Source organism: Caulobacter segnis (assembly GCF_029543125.1).
Lineage (GTDB): Bacteria > Pseudomonadota > Alphaproteobacteria > Caulobacterales > Caulobacteraceae > Caulobacter > Caulobacter segnis_D.
On sequence record NZ_JARQWW010000002.1, the window covers coordinates 657,651 to 676,637 of the forward strand.

Consider the following 18,987-nt stretch of genomic DNA (forward strand, 5'->3'; position numbering starts at 1 on the left):
GGCTGGCGAGGATTACTTCGAACCCTCGATAATCAAACCGGGAACGTCCCGGGCGCCATCGTCCTAAGCCTGTCCAAGGCCGATGGCGAAAACTGGACCGCCCATCCCCGGCTCCGGGAATGGGCGGCAAGGGATGCGCTTAGCGGCGCAGGCCCAGCTTTTCGATGAGGGTCGAATAACGACCTTCGTCGGACTTCTTCAGGTGATCGAGGAGCGACCGGCGTTGCGAGACCAGCTTCAGCAGGCCGCGACGCGAGTGGTTGTCCTTCTTGTGCGTCTTGAAGTGCTCGGTCAGGTTCGAGATGCGTTCCGACAGGATCGCGACCTGGACTTCAGCGCTGCCCGTGTCACCTTGAGTGCGGGCGTGTTCGGTGATGAGCGCGGACTTGCGCTCGGCAGTGATCGACATCGTGTTGTCTCCGCTCAGGTGAGTTGGAAGACCCGCACCGGATTGAGCCGTCCGGCGCGCATCTCGCACAGAGCGACGATCTTCTCTCCGTTCATGGCGGAAACGGTGCGGTCACCCGGCGTGAGCTGGGCTTTCAGCGTTTCTACCTGTCGGGGAACGAGAACGATCGGCCGTCCCTGGGCAAGCCGGAAGGCGTCTTCATCGGTCACGGCCAACGCCGGGATGTCGTCCAGCGCGGTCTCGACCGGAAGCAATGCCTCCGACAGTCGGGCGTCATAGTCGAAATTCTCAAGAGTTTCCAGCGATATCGCCGTCGCCTCGGTGAACGCGCCAACCCGCGTTCGGCGAAGCTGGCTGACGTGACCGCAGGCGCCGAGGGCTTCGGCCAGGTCGCGGACCACCGCCCGGACATAGGTTCCCTTGCCGCAATCCATCTCCAGCTCCACATGGTCGGCGTCAGGCGCGCCGACTACGGACAGGGAATAGATGCTGACCTTGCGGGTCTTCAGCTCGAACTCCACCCCCTCGCGCGCCAGGTCATAGGCGCGCTCGCCGTCGACCTTGATGGCGGAATAGGCGGGCGGAACTTGATCGACCTCGCCCACGAACGCCGGCAGGGCGGCTTCGACCTGCTCCACAGTGGGGCGCACGTCGGACTGGGCCGTGGTCTCGCCCTCGCGGTCGAAGGTGGCCGTGGTGCGGCCCCATTCGATGGTGAAGCGATAGGTCTTGTCCGCATCCATCAGGAACGGAACGGTCTTGGTCGCCTCGCCCAGGGCCAGGGGCAGAATGCCGGTGGCCAGGGGGTCCAGGGTGCCCGCATGGCCCGCCTTCTGGGCGTTGAACGCCCGGCGGACCCGGCTGACCGCGTGGGTGGAGCCCAGGTCATAGGGCTTGTCGAGATTGACCCAGCCGGAGACGGCCTCGCCCTTCTTGCGACGGGCCATCAGTCCTCATCCTCGTCGCCGAGGACATCGCTCAGACGGCGGATGTCCTGCTGGACGCGGGGATCGGAGAACAGGCGGTCCATCTCCCCGGCGGTGTTGAAGCTCTCGTCGTGGATGAACTTCAGGTCCGGGGTGAACTTCATGTCGATATGACGGCCCAGACGGCCGCGCAGGAACTTGGAGACCCGGTTCAGGCCCTTGACCACCTCATTGGCCGGGGCGGCGTCCGACATGCCGGCGCCCAGGGGCTCGACGAAACAGATGGCGTGTTTCAGGTCCGGGCTCATCCGCACCTCGGTGACGGTGACCGAGACGCCCTGCAGCGCCTCGTCCTGCAGCTCCTCCTCCCGGAGGATGTCGACGAGGGCGTGGCGGATCAGCTCGCCGGCGCGGAGCTGGCGTTGGGTGGGGCCCGTCAGGGCGCCCTTGTTCTGGTGGCGTTTCATTGGCTCTTTCAGCCTGCTGGCCCGGCCGGCGGGTCGAACGCCGGTCGCGGGGAGAATAGGAAGGGCGCGCTTCTAGGCCTCCGGACCCGCCCTGTCCACCCCGAGCCTGTGGCGAAAGAAGTCCACGACCCGGTCGCGGGCCCGCATGGTGGGGCCGGCGGGATCGGAACGGTCCAGATGCGTGGACAGAACCGAATGCGGCGTGCGGCCTGTCCCCTGACGGGCGGAGGCGGGGTCGAGCTCGATCGCCTCGAACCGATCGCCGAAGGCCTTGCGATAGGCGTCGAACCGCGCCGCCGGCACGAACGGGTCGCCGTGAAAGCGCAGGCCGAGCAGGGACAGATCCTCGGTCTCGAACCGGGTGCGGGCGCAGGCGATCTCGTCCAGCGAACACCCCATGGACGCCGCGCCCCGCTCGCCCAGCGGCAGGGAGGGTTGCGAGACGACCGGCGCGATCACTGACGGCTCGGTCATCATGGCCAGGGCGAAACCGCCGGTGAAGCACATGCCCACCGCGCCGACGCCCGGCCCGCCGCATTCGGCGTGCGCCTTTCGCGCCAAGGCCCGCAGCCAGTCGACGATGGGGCTGGAGCGGTCCGTGGCCCACACCGTGAACTCCCGCCGCACGCACAGGGTCTTGAGGATCACGCCCCGGGCGTAGTTCGGCGTGACCCGGCGGCCTGGGTCGCCCATCAGACTGGGGCAGAAGACGGTCATGCCCGCCGCCACGAGGTCATTGGCGAAACGGATGACCTCGGGGTGCAGGCCGGGCATTTCGTGGATGACGATGACGGCCGGGCCGGCGCCCTTTCGGAACACATCGCGCGACCAGCGGCCGTCGTCGAAGGCGAAGTGTTCGAAGTCTTCCAAATCTCCGGATTTGTCTTCGCCGGAGTCTCCGAAATCTCCGCCCATTGTCACACCTTCGGCCCAGCCATGAATTGCTCGATCTTGCCGTCGGGAGTCATGCGCAGGCTGACCCAAAGGACCTTGCGGCCATAGATCGCGTCGAACCCGGCATAGGTCATGCCGCCCCGCTTGCTCGCCCCCGTGGGCCGCAACATCCGCAACGGACCCAGCGCGGACAGCGAGGCCTGATAGTCGGCCAATACCTGCGGGGAGAAGAAGGCGTCGGCGTTGGGCGTCAGGCGCGCGCGGTCGATGCGCCCCGCCGCCGCGTCCGCCAGCAGCCCCCGCATCACCGCCGCCGACCCGGTCGAGGGCAGCAGCAGGAAGGCCAGGCGCTCGGCGATGACGCTCTGGGCCTGATTGTCCTCGGTGTTGACCATGACGCTGAGCGCCAGCTTCTCGTCCGGCCAGATGCGGTTGTCGGTGTGAACGCCCGACAAGGCGCCGCCGTGGCTCCACACCCGGCGACCGTCCTGCACAGAAACGCGCAGGCCCAGGGCGTAGGTGGTCGGCTCGCCGCTGGTCAGGACCGCGGGCGTGGTCATGGCCGTGATCGAGGACGGCTTCAGCAGGCCGGCGTCCATCAGACTGATGTTCCACAGCGCCAGGTCCGCGGGGCGCATGGCCAGATGGGCGGCGGCGAACAGCCAGCCGGGGCCTTCCTTGTCGGCCGGGCGCAGAGGCCCCGCGCCGTAGCGGGTGTAATTGGCGGCGTGCGGCGACCTCAGCGGGGCGGTGTCGTTCTCGGTCACCCCGGTCATGCGCAAGGGGGTGAATATCCGCTCTCTCTGAAAGGCGAACAGATCCTGGCCGCTGACCTTCTCCACCACCATTCCGGCGATCACGAAGCCGGTATTGGAATACCGGTACTCCGTGCCCGTGGGGAATTCGAGCGGCGTGCGCGCCCAGCCGTCGAGGATGTCGTCCCGGCTGGCAGGCCGCTTCATGCGCGCGAAGACAAAGTCCTGCGGCCAATAATCCGTATAGCCCGACACGTTGTTGAGCACATTCCGGATGGTGATCCTGTCCCCGTCCGTCAGGTTCGGAACATAGCGGCCCACCGGATCGTCGAGGTTGAGCTTGCCGTCTTCGGCCAGCAGCAGGATCGAGGCGGCGGTGAACTGTTTGGAGACCGAGGCGACGCCATAGCGGGTTTCGGTCGTAGCCGCGACTGGCGGGTCCAGTCGGGCCTCTCCAAAGGCGGCGAGGTGGGCGAGGCGGCCTTCCTGGACCACGGCGACGGAGGCGGAGGGAGAGCCGGTTTCAGCCAGCACCTCGCGGATGATCGCGTCGATCTCGGCCTTGGGCGCCTCAGCGGCCGCCGGGACGGCGAACGCCAATGCAGCCGCCATCAACGCGCTTCGGAACACTCGCATCCCCGCCTCCCGAACCTTCGCCACGGGAGGCTAACCCGCGTTCGCTCAGAACCGCAAATTGCTGTCGAAGGTGTCCTCGAAGGGGTCCGGACGGGTGCCGTTCCCGAGACGCCATTCACCGCGATAGGCGAACTCCATCTCGGCGCAGGCCCGCGCCGGGCCGCCCGCCGGATCGTCGCCCAGAACCTGGACCTTCAGGTCGCGGCCATGACGCAGCGTTCCCACCGCCAGCCAGACCCGGGTCGAACCGGGACAGAAGGCGCGGACATAGACCTTGCCCTGGGCCTTCTCCGCATCGATCTCGTAGATGTCGCCCGGGCCGACCGGCGCGCCCTTGCCCAGGGCGCCGACGCCGACCGACTTGACCTCCGCCGAGGCGGGCACGGCGGTGGCCATGATCTTGCGCACCTTGCCGCCGCCCAGCATCCGTGTCTCGAACAGGAAGGTCAGGCCCGTGCCCGTCAGACGCCGTGCGTCCGGCGAAACCGGGTCGTAGGAAAAGATGCGGGTCTCGGCCGCGGCGGGTGAGGCGGCGGCGAGAGCGGCGAAGGCCGCGAGAATCAGACGCTTCATGGCAGCTTCAGCTCCGAGACCGGACCGTCGAAGCTGACCAGCCGCCACACCCCGCCCTGATTGGCGAAGGTCAGCAGGCAGGGCCCCTTGTCGCTGCGCGCCGCACAGACGCGGCCGCCGCCGATGGGGCGCAGGGCGCTGGCGATGGCCAGGCGGCCCGGGATCGGCTGGGACGGACGATAGCCGTAGGATTCGGCCACCGCGCGGAACACGGTCGGACGCAGCAGGGCGTCGCCGGCCAGGTCGGCGGCGGTGCGCGACAGCATGTAACCGAGGGCCTTGAGCGGGTCCGGCGCATTGGAGCGCTGTGTCTGCTCGACGATGCGGCTCTCCAGCTGGCGCTTGAGGGCGACCTTGTCCACGTGGCGGTCGAAGGTCGCGCCGTCATTGTCGCGTATGGCGATCAGCAAGGCGTGGACGTCATTGGACGCATCGACCCGCGAAACCGTGGCGCAGGCGCTCAGGGCCAAGGCCGCCAGCAGAAGCGGCAGAACAAGCAGCTGTCTCATGAAGCCCTTTTAGCGTCGGGACGCGCCAGGAGACAGCGTGAAGGCGGCGGTTTCAGGGCTGGCGCGCGAACCTCCACGCCGCCAGACCGATGGGCAGGCCGAAGGCGAAGGCGTGCACGAACAGGCCGAGCACGACATAGGCCGGTTCCGGCGGGCGTTGAGGCGGGTTGGCGTTCAGCGGCAGGACCACGGCGTTCATCACCCCGAACATGCCCAGGCCGAACAGCGGACCCCATATCAGAGGCCGCTCCAACAGTTGCGGCAGGACCCGCGTCGCCACAAGCACGAAGACCACGGCGGCGGCCATGGCGATGGCGAAATGAAGGAACAGCCCCAGGGCCGCCATGGCGATCCCGCCGCCCATCGCGCCCTTGCCCAGGAGACCCGCGGCGATGCCTTTGAGGATGCGGGCCGGGGTGACGCCGCGCGGCGCCCACGACAGGAAGGCGCAGGTGATGTCGAGCGCCCCGGAGGTGAGACCGCCGACGAACATGGCGGCGACGGGCCCGGAAAGGCGGCTCATGTGATGCTCCCGAGAACTCTTCTGGTTCTCAAGGGATAGGCCGTGCAGCGGCGCGCCGCTTTCAAAAACCTGCGCTTGTCAGTGCGCCAGGGCTTGGCGCAGCGCGGCCGGCGGCGCCCCGAAGCAGCGCCGGAAGGCCGCCGTCATATGGCTGTGGCTCGAGAAGCCGAGGTCCAGCGCCGTGGCGGTCAGGTCGCGCTCCCCTTGGTCCAGCCGGTGTAAAGCGGCGGCCAGACGCAGTCGAAGGCGGTAGTCGCGAAGGGATCGTCCGGTCACCGCCCGGAACAGCCGGGCCAGATGGAAGGGCGAGCAGGCCGCCTCGGACGCCACGTCCGACAGGCCCAGAGGCGCGGAAAGGTCGGCGGCGATCAGGGCCCGCGCGGCGGCGACGCGCCTTTCATCGCGGGCGCTGGGCGTAATCCCGGCCAGTCCCTGGCGATCTCGGGCGATGCCGTGCAGCAGCTCCATCGCCGCCTCCTCCACGATCAGACGGTCGGCCCCCTTGCGCGCGGCGCGATAGAGTCGGGCGTGAGCCAGCTGGGTGTCGCCGCTGAGCGGGGTGGTCAGGGCGCCGGCGATCACCGCCTCGTCCATCACCTGCGCCGCCGGTTCGAACACCGTGCAGTCGAAGCCCTCGGGGCCCGCGCTGGTCAGGTGATGCTCGTCGCCCGCGTGATAGATCAGGCCGCAGGCCGGGTCGGCCACATGGGCGCGGCCGCGCATCTGGCAGACATACGCGCCCCGCCGCACCAGCCCGAAATCGGACTGGGTCACGAGACCGGGCGTGCGGGCGCCGGCCTCCCACGTGAAGAAGTCGCTGATCCGGAAGAGATCGGATGAAAAAAGGGCCGCGAAGACGGTCATCTGCGCGGCCCTTCCATTCTTGATTTTCGCGACGCCCTAGAGCGAGCGCTTCACTTCCTCGACGGTGAAGCATTCGATCAGGTCGCCCGGACGGATGTCCTGGAAGCCTGCGAAGGCCATGCCGCATTCCTGGCCGGACGGGACTTCGTTGACCTCGTCCTTGAAGCGCTTGAGCGTCTGCAGGGTGCCGAGTTCGAGAACCACCACGCCCTCGCGGACGATGCGGACCCGGGCGCCCTTGCGGACCACGCCTTCGGTGACCCGGCAGCCGGCGACCTTGCCGACCTTCGAGATGTCGAAGGCCTGCAGCACTTCGGCGTTGCCGAGGAAGGTTTCGCGTTGGATCGGCGAAAGCATCCCGGACATGACGCCTTTGATGTCGTCGATCAGGTCATAGATGATCGAGTAGTAGCGGATCTCGACACCTTCGCGCTCGGCCAGCTGGCGCGCCTGGGCCGAGGCCCGGACGTTGAAGCCGATGACCGGGGCGTTGGCGCCCTTGGCCAGGGTGACGTCGCTTTCGCTGATCGCGCCGGCGCCCGACAGGATGATCCGTGCGCGGACCTCGTCGGTGCCCAGCTTGTCCAGCGAACCGATGATCGCTTCGGCCGAGCCCTGCACGTCGGCCTTGATGACCAGCGGCAGCTCGCGCAGCTTCTTGTCCTGCAGCTTGGCCATCATGTCGGCCAGCGAGGCGCCGGCGCCCACGGGGGCCATCGACTTCTCGCGCTTCAGGCGGATGCGGTACTCGGTCAGCTCGCGGGCGCGGGCTTCGTTCTCGACCACGGCGAAGGGATCGCCCGGCGAGGGCGCGCCGTCGAGGCCGAGAATCTCCACCGGGGTGGAGGGACCGGCTTCGGTCAGCTGCTCGTCGCGCTCGTTCAGCAGGGCGCGCACGCGGCCCCACTGGCTGCCGGCCACGACGATGTCGCCGCGCTTCAGCGTGCCGCGCTTGACCAGGACGGTGGAGACGGCGCCGCGGCCCTTGTCGAGCTTGGCTTCGATAACCACGCCGTCGGCGACACGGTCCGGATTGGCCTTCAGGTCGAGGATTTCGGCCTGCAGCAGGACGCGCTCCATAAGCTCGTCCAGGCCCTGGCGGGTCTTGGCCGAGACTTCGACGATCTGGGTGTCGCCGCCGAGGCTTTCCACCACGATCTCGTGCTGGAGCAGCTCGTTGGTCACGCGGGTCGCGTCAGCGCCCGGCTTGTCCATCTTGTTCACGGCCACGATCATCGGGACCCCGGCCGCCTTGGCGTGCTGGATGGCCTCGACGGTCTGCGGCATGACGCCGTCGTCACCGGCGACCACCAGGATGATGACGTCGGTGATGTTGGCGCCGCGGGCGCGCATGGCCGAGAAGGCCGCGTGGCCCGGCGTGTCCAGGAAGGTCACGCGGTGACCATCCTTCAGGCGGACCTGATAGGCGCCGATGTGCTGGGTGATGCCGCCGGCTTCGCCCGCCGCGATGTCGGTGGAGCGCAGGGCGTCCAGCAGCGAGGTCTTGCCGTGGTCGACGTGGCCCATGACGGTCACGACCGGCGGGCGGGCCTCCAGGTGATCGTCGATGTCCTCGGCGCCGATGAAGCCTTCTTCAACGTCGGCTTCCGAAACGCGCTTCACCGTGTGGCCGAATTCGGTGGCCACCAGCTCGGCGGTGTCGTTGTCGATGACGTCGTTGATCTTCATCATCAGGCCCTGACGCATCAGGAACTTGATGATCTCGACGCCGCGGGTGGCCATGCGGTTGGCCAGCTCCTGGACGGTGATGACGTCCGGGATGACCACTTCGCGAGAGACCTTGGCCTGCTCTTGGGCGCCGCCACGACGCTTTTCCTTTTCGCGTTCGCGGGCTCGGCGGACCGAGGCGAGCGAGCGCATGCGGTCGGCGGACTCACCGTCGCCGGCCACAGTCTGGATCGTCAGGCGGCCTTCGCGGCGCTGGGGCTGACCCTTGGTGCGCGACACGGCCTTGCCGGGCGCGCCCTTGCGGCGATCATCGTCGCTGTCGTCAGGACGGCGGTCGAGATTGAGCGAACCGGGGCGCGGGGTCGAGCGGGCCGCACGTTGGATTTCGGGCGTGGCCGGAGCAGCCGGAGCGCCGGGGCGGCCGCCGGGACGCGGAGCGCCCGGACGCGCGCCGTCGCGCGGCGCCGGCTTGGGAGCCAGGGCAGAATAGCGGACGGTTTCGCCGCCAGCGCCGCCGGAGCGGTCGCCGCCTTGCGGGCGGTCGCCGCCACGATAGCCGCCGCCCTGAGGACGGTCGCCGTCACGAGGCGGACGCGGGCGGTCGTTGTTGAAGCCGCCTTCGCGGGGCGCACGCTGGTTGAACGGACGGTCCTCGCGCGGGGCGCGCTGGCCATAGACGTTCTGCGGGCGGTCACCGGCCGGACGGTCGGGGCGGTAGGTGGTGGTGGTCGGCCGGTCGTCGCGACGCTCGCGGCTCGGCTCGTAGGTGCGCGTCTGACCAGCGGCCGGGGCCGGCGGCGCAGCGGCGCGGACAGGTTCAGCCGGAGCCGCCGGGGCGGCCGGGCGCGGCGCTTCAGCGGCCGGAGCCGGAGCAGCGGGAGCCGGAGCAGGCGCCGCCGGCGGCGGAGCCGCTGCAGCGGCGGCCGCGGCGGCGGCGGCTGCCTTGGCGGCCTCTTCGCGACGACGCGCTTCATCTTCGCGGGCGCGTCGGTCGGCTAGGTCGCGTTCCTGCTGCTGGCGAGCGGTTTCGATGGCGCGCTGACGCGCTTGCATCTCTTCAGCCGACAGGCCGCCGGCGCCGCCCGAGGTCGGGGCGGGACGCGGCGCCGCCGGAGCGGCGGGGCGCGGAGCCGGTGCGGCGTCGCGACGCTCGGCTGATGACGGCGCGGCGAGATTGCCGGTCGCGGGCGCATGGCTGCGCGCGCGTTTGGTCTCAACCACAACCGTCTTCGACCGCCCGTGGCTGAAGCTTTGCTTCACCACGCCCGAGCTGACCGAGCCCGCGCGGGGCTTCAGGGTCAGGGGTGCCCGTCCGGGGCGGCCGTTTTCGTTCTCGTCGCTCATGCGTTCGCTTGACTACCCGCCGGCGTTCCGACGGACCCATAAATCCAAACACGAAAGGGACCGGGCGATGACTCGCCTAGCCCTATTTCTACGGCTCCTCGCGCCAACTCGCCGTCCACTCAGGAGGAAGGAGCGGGCGAAAGCCTGATAACCGCAGAACTTCAGAAGTCCAGCGATCGGCGCCTCGCCCCGCAAGGAAGGCGGTATGTATCACATTCTCCCCGCCCAAGGCCAAACCCAATTCCTCCGACGTGAAAACGCCGAAAATCCGGGGTTCTGGCGAGGCCTTGCGAGCCTGGGCCAGCATCTTGCGCCGGCCGTCGGGGGCTCCGTCGGAGGCCTCGACCAGCCAAGCCGCCTTTCCGGCGGAGAGGACGGAAGCAACCTTCTCAAAACCAAAGGTAAGATCGCCGGCCCGGCGCGCAAGGCCCAGACCGTCGAGAACCCGCTGCGTCAAAAGGCGCTCCACCTGATCGGCCAGATCGACCGGAACGGAGAGCTTGGCCTTCGCCGCGCGGGAGAAGAGCCCCTTCTTCGCCGCCGCCTCCACAGAGGCGCGGTCGGCCGCCACCCATAGTCCCCGGCCCGGCAGCTTGCGCGCCAGATCGGGAACGACCGATCCGTCCGGACCCGCCACGAAGCGGATCAGGCGGCTCTCGTCCATCACCTCGCCGGTGACGATGTCGCGGCGCTCGCGATGCGCCTCGGCGTGGGTCTTGGGTGCGGTCATGAAGAGAACCGCCCGCTCCTTAAGAAGCGGGCGGCGGAGACTCCTTTAGGCGTCGCGGGACTCGCCCTGGGCTTCGGACAGAGCCAGACGCTCTTCCTCGCTCACGGCGTGATCCGGATCCAGGTCGGCGTCGTCGAGGCTGGCCTCTTCGTCGTAGACCGGCTCTTCCGGAGCCTCGACCCAGCCCATGACGATGCGGGCGCGCATGATCAGGGCTTCGGCGTCGTCGGGCGACAAGTTGAAGCTTTCGAGGATGCCCGGCTCACGCACGCGCTCGCCGTTCTTGTTCTCGAACCAGCCGCGCATGTCGTCCGGCACCAGGCCGGCCAGATCCTCGACCGTCTTCACGTCGCCCTTGCCCAGGGCCACGGCCATGGGAAGGGTGACGCCCTCGATCTCGAGCACGGCGTCCTCGACGCCCAGCTCGCGACGCTTGGCGTCGTACTCGGCGGCTTCCTTCTCCAGATACTCGCGGGCGCGGGTCTGCAGCTCTTCAGCGGTGTCTTCGTCGAAGCCTTCGATCGCCGCGATCTCATGCGGCTCCACATAGGCGACGTCCTCCACCGAGGCGAAGCCTTCGGTGACCAGCAGCTGGGCGATGACCTCATCCACATCCAGGGCTTCCTGGAACAGGGCGGTGCGCTCGGCGAACTCGCGCTGACGGCGCTCGCTCTCCTGGCTTTCGGTCATGATGTCGATCTGCCAGCCGGTCAGCTGAGAGGCGAGGCGGACGTTCTGCCCGCGGCGGCCGATGGCCAGCGACAGCTGCTCGTCCGGCACCACCACTTCGACGCGCTCGTCTTCCTCGTCCATCACCACCTTGGTGACTTCGGCGGGAGCCAGGCCGTTGACGATGAAGGTCGCCTCGTCCTCGGACCACTGGATGATGTCGATCTTCTCGCCCTGCAGCTCGGCCACCACCGCCTGCACGCGCGAGCCGCGCATGCCGACGCAGGCGCCGACCGGGTCGATCGAGCTGTCGTTGGAGATGACGGCCATCTTGGCGCGCGAGCCCGGGTCGCGGGCCACGGCGCGGATCTCGATGACGCCGTCGTACACTTCCGGCACTTCCTGGGCGAACAGCTTGGCCATGAAGCCGCCATGGGCGCGGCTCAGCATGATCTGCGGGCCCTTGGTCTCGCGACGGACGTCGTAGATGTAGGCGCGGATGCGGTCGTTGAGCTGGAAGTTCTCGCGCGGGATCGACTGGTCGCGGCGCATGATGCCTTCGCCGCGGCCCAGGTCGACGACCACGTTGCCGTATTCGACGCGCTTGACCACACCGTTGACGATCTCGCCCACGCGATCCTTGTACTCTTCGTACTGGCGCTCGCGCTCGGCTTCGCGGACCTTATGGGTCACCACCTGGCGGGCCATCTGGGTCTGGACGCGGCCGAACTCGAAGGGCGGCAGGATTTCTTCGGTCACCTGGCCGACGAAGGCTTCCTTGTCGGCGCGCTTGGCGTCGCTGATCGTGACCTTGCCGACTTCGCCTTCCATCTCGAAGTCGTCCGGCACGACGGTGATGACGCGCTTCAGGGTCATCTCGCCGGTCTTCGGGTCGATCTTCACGCGGATGTCGTGCTCGGCGCCGTAACGCGAACGGGCGGCCTTCTGGATCGCGTCCTCGATCGCCTCGATGACGATCTCCTTCTCGATCGACTTTTCGCGCGCGACGGCGTCGGCGATCTGCAGGAGTTCAAGGCGGTTGGCGGAAATGCCGGTGGCCATGGTCAGTCCTCTTCACTCTCGGACGATTGTTCGGATTCGATGCGGGCGGCCCGTTGGTCGGCCCCACGTTTCATGAGCTGGTCGGTGAGGACCAGCTTGGCCTCGACCACCCAGGCGAAGGGGACGAGAGCCGTCTCCTCCTCGCCTTCGAGGTCGATGCAGATGTTGTCGTCTTCGACGCCGGCCAGGATTCCCTTGAACCGCTTGCGGCCGTCGGCCAGGCGGTCCAGCTCCAGCCGGGCCTCCAGGCCTTCATAGGTGTCGAAGTCCTTCAGGCGGGTCAGCGGACGATCGACGCCGGGGCTCGACACCTCCAGCAGATACTCGCCGCTGATCGGGTCAACGGAGTCCAGCACCTCGGACACGGCGCGCGACAGGCGGGCGCAGTCCTCGACGTTCATGTCGCCATCAGGGCGCTCGGCCATGATCTGCAGGCGGCGCTGCTCCTTGCCCGCCATCAGACGAAGGCGGACGATCTCGTAACCGACGGCCTCGGCCACCGGATCGAGCAGCTCCACGAGCTGGCGGTCTTCAGCGGTTCTACCGCGCAAAGCTTGACCTCTTTCAGCCAACAAAAAAGCGGCGGGCTTTCGCCGCCGCTCGAAAGCGCTATCCAGCGCGATCGGACGATGTTGCGGTGAATATAGCGCTGGATATCGAGGAGCGCAAATCCCCCGTCCGGCGGCGATTTGCGCCTTGCGCGTCCGTGGGGAGCGGGACCACAAGACGGCGCGATGCTGCTGACCGATCCCATCTTCTACGCCGTGGCCGTGCCGGCCGTGATCATTCTTGGCCTGGCCAAAGGCGGGTTCGCCGGCGTGGGGGTGGTGGCGGTGCCCTTGATGACCCTGATCATGCCGCCGGTGCAGGCCGCTTCGATCATCCTGCCGATCCTGCTCGTGCAGGACGTGGTGGGGGTGTGGGCGTTCCGAAAGACGGTGGAGTTCAGCCTCCTCAAGCTGCTGCTGCCCAGCGCGGCGGTGGGCATCTTCTTGGGTTTCGCCCTGGCGGCCTTCGTCTCATCGGCGGCGGTGGAGCTGGCGGTGGGCGCCGTGTCCATCGTCTTCGCCCTGCAGCGCCTGTGGGCCGAACGGGCGGTGAAGGCGGCGGCGGAGGTCCAGGGCAAGCCGTCCTCGCCCATTCTCGGCGCGATCTGCGGCGCAGCCTCGGGCTTCACCAGCCAGATCGCCCATGCCGGCGGGCCGCCCTTTCAAATGTACGTCCTGCCCAAGCGCCTGCCGCGCGACCTGTTCATCGGCACCAGCGCGGTGTTCTTCGCGGTCGTGAACTGGATGAAGGTTCCGGCCTATTTCGCCCTGGGCCAGATCAACCGCGACAGCCTCATGGCGGCCGGCGTGCTGTTGCCCTTCGCGGTGGCCTCCACCTGGGCCGGGGTGGTGCTGGTCCGCAAGGTGCCGGCCGAGGGATTCTACCGCTTCATCTACATCTTGCTGGTCGTGGTCGGCGCCAAGCTGGTCTGGGACGGTGCGGCGGGCCTGCTCTAGCCGGCCAGCGATCGGCAGAACGCCTCGGTCGCCTCGTCCGCCGGAAACATGCATTCGATCCGCAGACCCTCGACCGTCACGTCCCGGGCCGTGCCGAACGTGGTCAGGGTCGAGAAGAAGCGCAGCTCCAGGTCATCCTTGCGGAACACCGTGGTGATCACCGGCAGGGGCGTCGCGCCCAGCTCCCGCCGCCGCCAGTCCTGCGGCACGTCGGGATAGGACAGCACCTCGGCCAGCAGGGCTCGGGCCCTCATGTCGGACGGCGCGGCGGCGGCTTCATGATGCAGGTGCCGGATCAGGTCGCCCGCCACCTCCTCCCAATTGGCCAGCAAGGGGCGCATGTCCGCGGGGTCGAAGACCTGGCGCAGGATGTTGCCGTGGGTCGGGCCGCCCGGCTTCAGGGCGCCAAACACCCGCTGCATGGCGGGATTGACCATCAGAACATCCCAGTGACGGTCGATGACGAAGGCCGGGAACGGCTCCTGCTGGCGGATGATGAACTCCACCGCCTTGCGCAGCAGCGCCATCTCCGGATCCGCGAGGGCCGTCTCGCGGTACTTGGGGGCGTAGCCGGCGGCGACCAGCAGACTGTTGCGCTCGCGCAAGGGCATCTCCAGGGCGTCGGCAAGCTGCTCAACCAACTCACGGCCGGGCTGCGACTTGCCAGTCTCCACCCAGCTCAGGTGGCGGGAGGAGACATTCGCCTCCAGGGCCAGATCGAGCTGGCTCATCCGTCGGGCGGCGCGCCACTCGCGCAGCAGATCGCCGACGCGGCTCGGGGCGGCGGGCGGATTTGGGGATCGGAGGGCGTTGGATCGCATGGCCGAAGAATACAAGCCGCGTGACCACAGGCCATGACCTGAGACGTCATTGAGACGGCGACGCCGCATCCTTAGCCCTCAAGAGGATGCAATCTCTGAAGGCTATCCCGATGCAACGCAGACAGTTCCTCGCCGCGACGGCGGCTTTAGGGTTGGCCGGACCCGCCCTGGCTGGCGACAAGGCCGCGCGTGACGTTCAGCACGCCCGGGACTACACGACCCGGCGGCGCTTCATGGCCACGCGCTTCGGCAAGACCGCCTATGTGGAGCGTGGCGACGGCCCCGCCGCCCTGTTCCTGCACGGCTTTCCGCTGAGCAGCTTCCAATGGCGCGACGCCATCGCCCTGCTCTCGCCTCACCGCCGCTGCATCGCGCCCGATTTCATGGGGCTGGGGCTGACCGAGGTCGCCCGGGGTCAAGGCGTCGCGCCCGCCGATCAGGTGGAGATGCTGACCGTGCTGCTGGAGCGCCTGGGCGTCGACCGTTTCGACCTGATCGCCAACGACAGCGGCGGGGCGGTGGCCCAGCTTCTAGCCCTGCGCCATCCGGGGCGGGTGCGGACCCTGCTGCTGACCAATTGCGACGTGGAGCCGGACAGCCCGCCGCCGGCCCTTCTGCCGGTGATCGAGATGGCGCGGGAGGGGACCTATCCCGACACGTGGCTGGTCCCGTGGCTGGCCGACAAGGCGCTGTGCCGGTCGGCCGAAGGACTGGGCGGCCTCTGCTACAGCGACCCCGCCCAGCCCACGGACGCGGCCATCGAACAGTATCTGGGTCCGCTGGTCGCCTCGCCGGAACGCAAGGCCCTGACCAACGCCTACACCCTGGGGCTGGACCCCAATCCGCTGGCCGGGATCGAGAAGGATCTGCGCAAGCTGCAGGTCCCGGCCCGCATCGTCTGGGGCATGAGCGACGACATCTTCTCCAAGGACAGCCCCGGCTATCTCGACCGCGTGCTGCCCCAGTCGCGGGGCGTGCGCCGGCTGGAGAAAGCCAAGCTGTTCTTTCCCGAAGAATACCCCGAGGTCATCGCCGAAGAGGCCCTGAAGCTCTGGGCCTAGACCTTAGAGCATGGAAGGAATGACACGGTCCGGCGGACGGTGGCCGTCCATGAAGGTCTTGATGTTGACGATGACCTTCTCGCCCATGTCCGTCCGCCCTTCCACCGTGGCCGAGCCCATGTGGGGCAGCAGCACGACATTGGGCAGCTTGAGCAGCTTGGGATTGATCGCCGGTTCGTGCTCGTAGACGTCCAGGCCGGCGCCGGCGATTTCGCCGCGGGCCAGCATGTTGGCCAGAGCGCCTTCGTCGATCACCTCGCCGCGCGCGGTGTTGACCACGATCGCGTCGGGCCGCAGCAGCTTCAGCCGGCGGGCCGACAGCAGGTGATAGGTCGCCGGGGTGTGCGGGCAGTTGACCGAGATCACATCCATGCGGGCGAGCATCTGGTCGAGGCTTTCCCAGTAGGTCGCGCCCAGCTCGTCGGCGATGCGCGGGCTGACCGGCTTGCGGTTGTGATAGTGAACCTGCATGCCGAAGGCCTTGGCCCGGCGGCCCAGGGCCTGGCCGATCCGACCCATGCCGATGATGCCCAGGCGCTTGCCCCAGATCCGCCGGCCCAGCATCCAGGTCGGCGACCAGCCGGCGAAATCGCCGCTCTGAACCACGTTCGCCCCCTCCACTACCCGGCGGGCGGCGGCCATGATCAGGCTCATGGTCAGGTCGGCGGTGTCTTCGGTCAGCACGCCGGGGGTGTTGGTGACGGTGATCCCCCGCGCGTTGGCGGTGGCCACGTCGATATTGTCCACCCCGGCCCCGAAATTGGCGATCAGCTTCAGCTGTTCGCCGGCCCGAGACAGCAGCCGCGAGTCGATCCGGTCGGTGATGGTGGGCACCAGGACATCGGCGCGGCTCATGGCGTCAACGAGCTGATCGACGGACATCGGCGTGTCTTCGAGGTTGAGTTCCGTATCGAAAAGCTCGCGCATCCGGGTCTCGACCGGATCGGGGAGTTTTCGCGTAACGACGACTTTGGGCTTGCGGGCTGCCATCGGCGGTCTGAAAGAAGCTCTCTGCGCAGGGAGTGTTCGGCCGTTCGGCCTTTTTGTATTCCTGACCAGTATCAGACGGTTCGCGAGGGGCAAAGCAAGGTGGCGTTCGGAAAAGGCATGACCCAGCGTAAGCCGCGAAAGGCGGCGATCGCCGCTTTTTTCCTGGTCGCGCCCCTCATGCTGGCCGCCTGCGAGAAGGAGACGGAAGCCGCCTCTGGCCGGATCGGCCCGTCCGGCTTGCCGGTCCCCCGCTACGTCGCCCTGAAGTTCGACGAGGTGAACGCCCGCGCCGGCCCCGGCGAGGACCACAAGGTTCTCTGGGTGTACCGCGCCAAGGGTCTGCCCGTGCAGGTGGTGGCCGAAACCCGCGACTGGCGCCGAATTTGTGATCCCCAGGGCGGCCTCGCCTGGGTCAAGGGGCGGGTCACCGATGGCCGCCGCACGGTCATGCGGGTGGAGCCCGAGCCCCTGGCCATGCGCGCGCAGCCCAAGCTGGAGGCCAAGACGGATGCCTATCTGAGCGGCGAGGCCATCGCCGGTCTGGACCGCTGCGAGGACGGCTGGTGCCGCATCAAGGCCGGCGGCCGAAAGGGCTGGATCCCTGAAAACGCGGTCTGGGGGACCGATCCGAAAACCCAATGCCGTTGAGGCGCGTTGCATCAACGTGCTAGGGCGAGACGCTTCGGCGACATGGTTCGCCCTAAAAGAGATGAATTGATGACGGCTGAGACCACCCACGTCCGCAAGAGCACCTACGATTTCGAGGAGCTGCTGGCCTGCGGCCGCGGCGAGATGTTCGGTCCGGGCAACGCCCAGCTGCCGGTCCCGCCGATGCTGATGTTCAACCGCATCGTGAAGATCGAGTCCGACGGCGGCGCCTACGGCAAGGGCTACGTGGAGGCGGAGTTCGACATCGACCCGTCGCTCTGGTTCTTCGACTGCCACTTCATCGGCGACCCGGTGATGCCCGGCTGCCTGGGCCTGGACGCCATGTGGCAGCTGGTCGGCTTCTTCCTGGGCTGGTCCGGCGCGCCGGGCCGCGGCCGCGCCCTGGGCGTGGGCGAGGTGAAGTTCACCGGCCAAGTCACTCCGGACATCAAGAAGGTGGTCTACAAGATCGACCTGAAGCGCGTGATCATGCGCAAGCTCGTCATGGGCATCGGCGACGGTGTCATGGAAGCGGATGGAAAGGTCATCTACGAGACCAAGGACCTGAAGGTCGGCCTGTTCACCGCCGAGCAGATGGCGTCCTGATCCATTAACCGAACCGGCCGCCAGAGCCGGAACCGCAGGGTGGGAGAAGAGGAATAGATATGCGTCGCGTCGTGGTCACCGGCATCGGCATCGTTTCGTCGATCGGCAACAACGCCAATGAAGTCCTAGCCTCCCTGCGGGAGGCCAAGTCCGGCGTCCGCGCCGCCCCCACCTACGCGGAGCTCGGCTTCCGCTCTCAGGTGGAGGCCGCGCCGCAGATCGACTGGGAATCCCTGGTCGACCGCCGCGCCGCCCGTTTCCTGGCCCAGGGCACGGCCTTCGGCCACATCGCCATGGAGCAGGCCATCGCCGACGCCGGCCTCGAGGAGTCCGATGTCTCCAACGAGCGCACCGGCCTGATCGTCGGCTCGGGCGGCCCGTCCACCCAGGCCATCATCCAGGCGGCCGAGACCACCAAGGAGAAGGGCCCCAAGCGCATCGGGCCGTTCGCCGTCCCCAAGGCCATGAGCTCGGGCCCGTCGGCCGTCCTGGCCACCTGGTTCAAGATCCGCGGCCTGAACTTCTCGATCAGCTCGGCCTGCGCCACCTCCACTCACTGCATCGGCTCGGGCTACGAACAGATCGCCCTGGGCAAGCAGGACATCGTCTTCGCCGGCGGCACCGAAGAGATCGACTGGAGCCTGTCGAACCTGTTCGACGCCATGGGCGCCATGTCCACGCACTTCAACGAGACGCCTTCGGTGGCCAGCCGCGCCTATGACAAGGACCGCGACGGCTTCGTCATCGCCGGCGGCGCGGGCATCCTCGTCCTCGAGGAGCTTGAGCACGCGAACGCGCGCGGCGCGAAGATCTATGGGGAAGTCGTGGGCTACGCCGCCAATTCCGACGGCTTCGACATGGTCGCGCCCTCGGGCGAAGGCGCCGTGCGCTGCATGAACCTGGCCTGGAAAGAGGCCGGCGGACGCAAGATCGACTATCTGAACCCGCACGGCACCTCCACGCCGGTGGGCGACAGCAAGGAGATGGGCGCGGTTCGCGAGGTGTTCGGGGCCAATGCGCCGCTGATCTCCTCAACCAAGTCCCTGACCGGTCACAGCCTGGGCGCCGCCGGCGCGCAGGAGGCGATCTATTCGATCCTGATGATGCAGAACGGCTTCGCCGCCGAGAGCGCCCACATCGAGAACCTCGATCCGGAGTTCGCCGACCTGCCGATCCTGCGCCAGCGCGCGGACCAGCCGATCGGCACGGTGATGTCCAACAGCTTCGGCTTCGGCGGCACCAACGGCTGCCTGATCATGAGCCGCCTGGACGTCTAGGACTCTTCCCTGACCGGGCGCTTTGCTTC

Annotated in this window: 20 protein-coding genes; 5 read left to right on the forward strand and 15 right to left on the reverse strand. The window is 68.0% G+C overall.

Annotated elements, in window-relative coordinates; translation table 11 throughout:
* Positions 1-139: 139 nt before the first annotated feature.
* From rpsO to rimP, 13 genes are all read right to left on the reverse strand, one after another.
* Complete coding sequence (rpsO, locus tag P7B02_RS07810; RefSeq protein WP_277785760.1) at positions 140-409, reverse strand: 30S ribosomal protein S15; 270 nt, start codon at positions 407-409, stop codon at positions 140-142.
* Between the two features lie 14 nt (positions 410-423).
* Positions 424-1,356 (reverse strand): tRNA pseudouridine(55) synthase TruB, encoded by a 933-nt coding sequence (truB, locus tag P7B02_RS07815; protein WP_277785761.1) that lies wholly within the window; start codon positions 1,354-1,356, stop codon positions 424-426.
* Positions 1,356-1,802, reverse strand: coding sequence for a 30S ribosome-binding factor RbfA (gene rbfA, locus P7B02_RS07820; protein WP_277785762.1), 447 nt, complete (start codon positions 1,800-1,802; stop codon positions 1,356-1,358). The genes truB and rbfA overlap by 1 nt, the downstream gene beginning before the upstream one ends.
* A 72-nt stretch (positions 1,803-1,874) precedes the next feature.
* Positions 1,875-2,672, reverse strand: a complete 798-nt coding sequence (locus P7B02_RS07825) for a dienelactone hydrolase family protein (protein ID WP_277785763.1) — start codon at positions 2,670-2,672, stop codon at positions 1,875-1,877.
* A 47-nt stretch (positions 2,673-2,719) separates the two neighbouring features.
* On the reverse strand, positions 2,720-4,063 hold the full coding sequence (locus P7B02_RS07830; protein WP_277785764.1) for a serine hydrolase domain-containing protein: 1,344 nt from the start codon (positions 4,061-4,063) through the stop codon (positions 2,720-2,722).
* Positions 4,064-4,132: 69 nt separating this feature from the next.
* On the reverse strand, positions 4,133-4,660 hold the full coding sequence (locus P7B02_RS07835) for a hypothetical protein (protein ID WP_277785765.1): 528 nt from the start codon (positions 4,658-4,660) through the stop codon (positions 4,133-4,135).
* Positions 4,657-5,169, reverse strand: coding sequence for a DUF2939 domain-containing protein (locus P7B02_RS07840; protein ID WP_277785766.1), 513 nt, complete (start codon positions 5,167-5,169; stop codon positions 4,657-4,659). The genes P7B02_RS07835 and P7B02_RS07840 overlap by 4 nt, the downstream gene beginning before the upstream one ends.
* A 52-nt stretch (positions 5,170-5,221) precedes the next feature.
* Complete coding sequence (locus P7B02_RS07845; protein ID WP_277785767.1) at positions 5,222-5,692, reverse strand: hypothetical protein; 471 nt, start codon at positions 5,690-5,692, stop codon at positions 5,222-5,224.
* Positions 5,693-5,770: 78 nt separating this feature from the next.
* The gene (locus tag P7B02_RS07850; protein WP_277785768.1) at positions 5,771-6,556 is read right to left on the reverse strand and encodes a helix-turn-helix transcriptional regulator; all 786 of its coding nucleotides are present in this window, start codon (positions 6,554-6,556) and stop codon (positions 5,771-5,773) included.
* A gap of 36 nt (positions 6,557-6,592) precedes the next feature.
* On the reverse strand, positions 6,593-9,589 hold the full coding sequence (gene infB / locus P7B02_RS07855) for a translation initiation factor IF-2 (protein ID WP_277785769.1): 2,997 nt from the start codon (positions 9,587-9,589) through the stop codon (positions 6,593-6,595).
* An 88-nt stretch (positions 9,590-9,677) separates the two neighbouring features.
* Positions 9,678-10,319: an RNA-binding protein gene (locus P7B02_RS07860; RefSeq protein WP_277785770.1), complete on the reverse strand. Its 642-nt coding sequence runs from the start codon at positions 10,317-10,319 to the stop codon at positions 9,678-9,680.
* Between the two features lie 45 nt (positions 10,320-10,364).
* Complete coding sequence (gene nusA, locus P7B02_RS07865; RefSeq protein WP_277785771.1) at positions 10,365-12,050, reverse strand: transcription termination factor NusA; 1,686 nt, start codon at positions 12,048-12,050, stop codon at positions 10,365-10,367.
* A gap of 2 nt (positions 12,051-12,052) precedes the next feature.
* A complete protein-coding gene (gene rimP, locus P7B02_RS07870) occupies positions 12,053-12,601 on the reverse strand; it encodes a ribosome maturation factor RimP (RefSeq protein ID WP_277785772.1) in 549 nt (182 codons plus the stop codon).
* 186 nt (positions 12,602-12,787) lie between these two features.
* On the opposite strand from rimP, the gene P7B02_RS07875 reads away from it, so the two are divergent.
* Entirely contained in the window at positions 12,788-13,555 is a 768-nt protein-coding gene (locus P7B02_RS07875) for a sulfite exporter TauE/SafE family protein (RefSeq protein WP_277786006.1), read from the forward strand.
* Here the strand turns inward: P7B02_RS07875 and P7B02_RS07880 are convergent.
* Complete coding sequence (locus tag P7B02_RS07880; protein WP_277785773.1) at positions 13,552-14,376, reverse strand: helix-turn-helix domain-containing protein; 825 nt, start codon at positions 14,374-14,376, stop codon at positions 13,552-13,554. The genes P7B02_RS07875 and P7B02_RS07880 overlap by 4 nt on opposite strands.
* Positions 14,377-14,486: 110 nt before the next feature.
* Between P7B02_RS07880 and P7B02_RS07885 the strand changes: the two genes are divergently transcribed.
* On the forward strand, positions 14,487-15,437 hold the full coding sequence (locus P7B02_RS07885; RefSeq protein WP_277785774.1) for an alpha/beta fold hydrolase: 951 nt from the start codon (positions 14,487-14,489) through the stop codon (positions 15,435-15,437).
* A gap of 3 nt (positions 15,438-15,440) precedes the next feature.
* Here P7B02_RS07885 and P7B02_RS07890 read toward each other — a convergent pair whose 3' ends face one another.
* Positions 15,441-16,427, reverse strand: a complete 987-nt coding sequence (locus P7B02_RS07890) for a 2-hydroxyacid dehydrogenase (protein ID WP_277785775.1) — start codon at positions 16,425-16,427, stop codon at positions 15,441-15,443.
* Between the two features lie 177 nt (positions 16,428-16,604).
* Here P7B02_RS07890 and P7B02_RS07895 point away from each other — a divergent pair, with 177 nt between their 5' ends.
* The 3 genes from P7B02_RS07895 to fabB all read left to right on the forward strand — a co-directional run bounded on the left by P7B02_RS07895 (position 16,605) and on the right by fabB (position 18,958).
* The gene (locus P7B02_RS07895; RefSeq protein WP_277786007.1) at positions 16,605-17,075 is read left to right on the forward strand and encodes an SH3 domain-containing protein; all 471 of its coding nucleotides are present in this window, start codon (positions 16,605-16,607) and stop codon (positions 17,073-17,075) included.
* A 69-nt stretch (positions 17,076-17,144) separates the two neighbouring features.
* Entirely contained in the window at positions 17,145-17,681 is a 537-nt protein-coding gene (gene fabA / locus P7B02_RS07900; protein WP_277785776.1) for a 3-hydroxyacyl-[acyl-carrier-protein] dehydratase FabA, read from the forward strand.
* 59 nt (positions 17,682-17,740) lie between these two features.
* A complete protein-coding gene (fabB, locus tag P7B02_RS07905; RefSeq protein ID WP_277785777.1) occupies positions 17,741-18,958 on the forward strand; it encodes a beta-ketoacyl-ACP synthase I in 1,218 nt (405 codons plus the stop codon).
* Positions 18,959-18,987 lie beyond the last annotated feature (29 nt).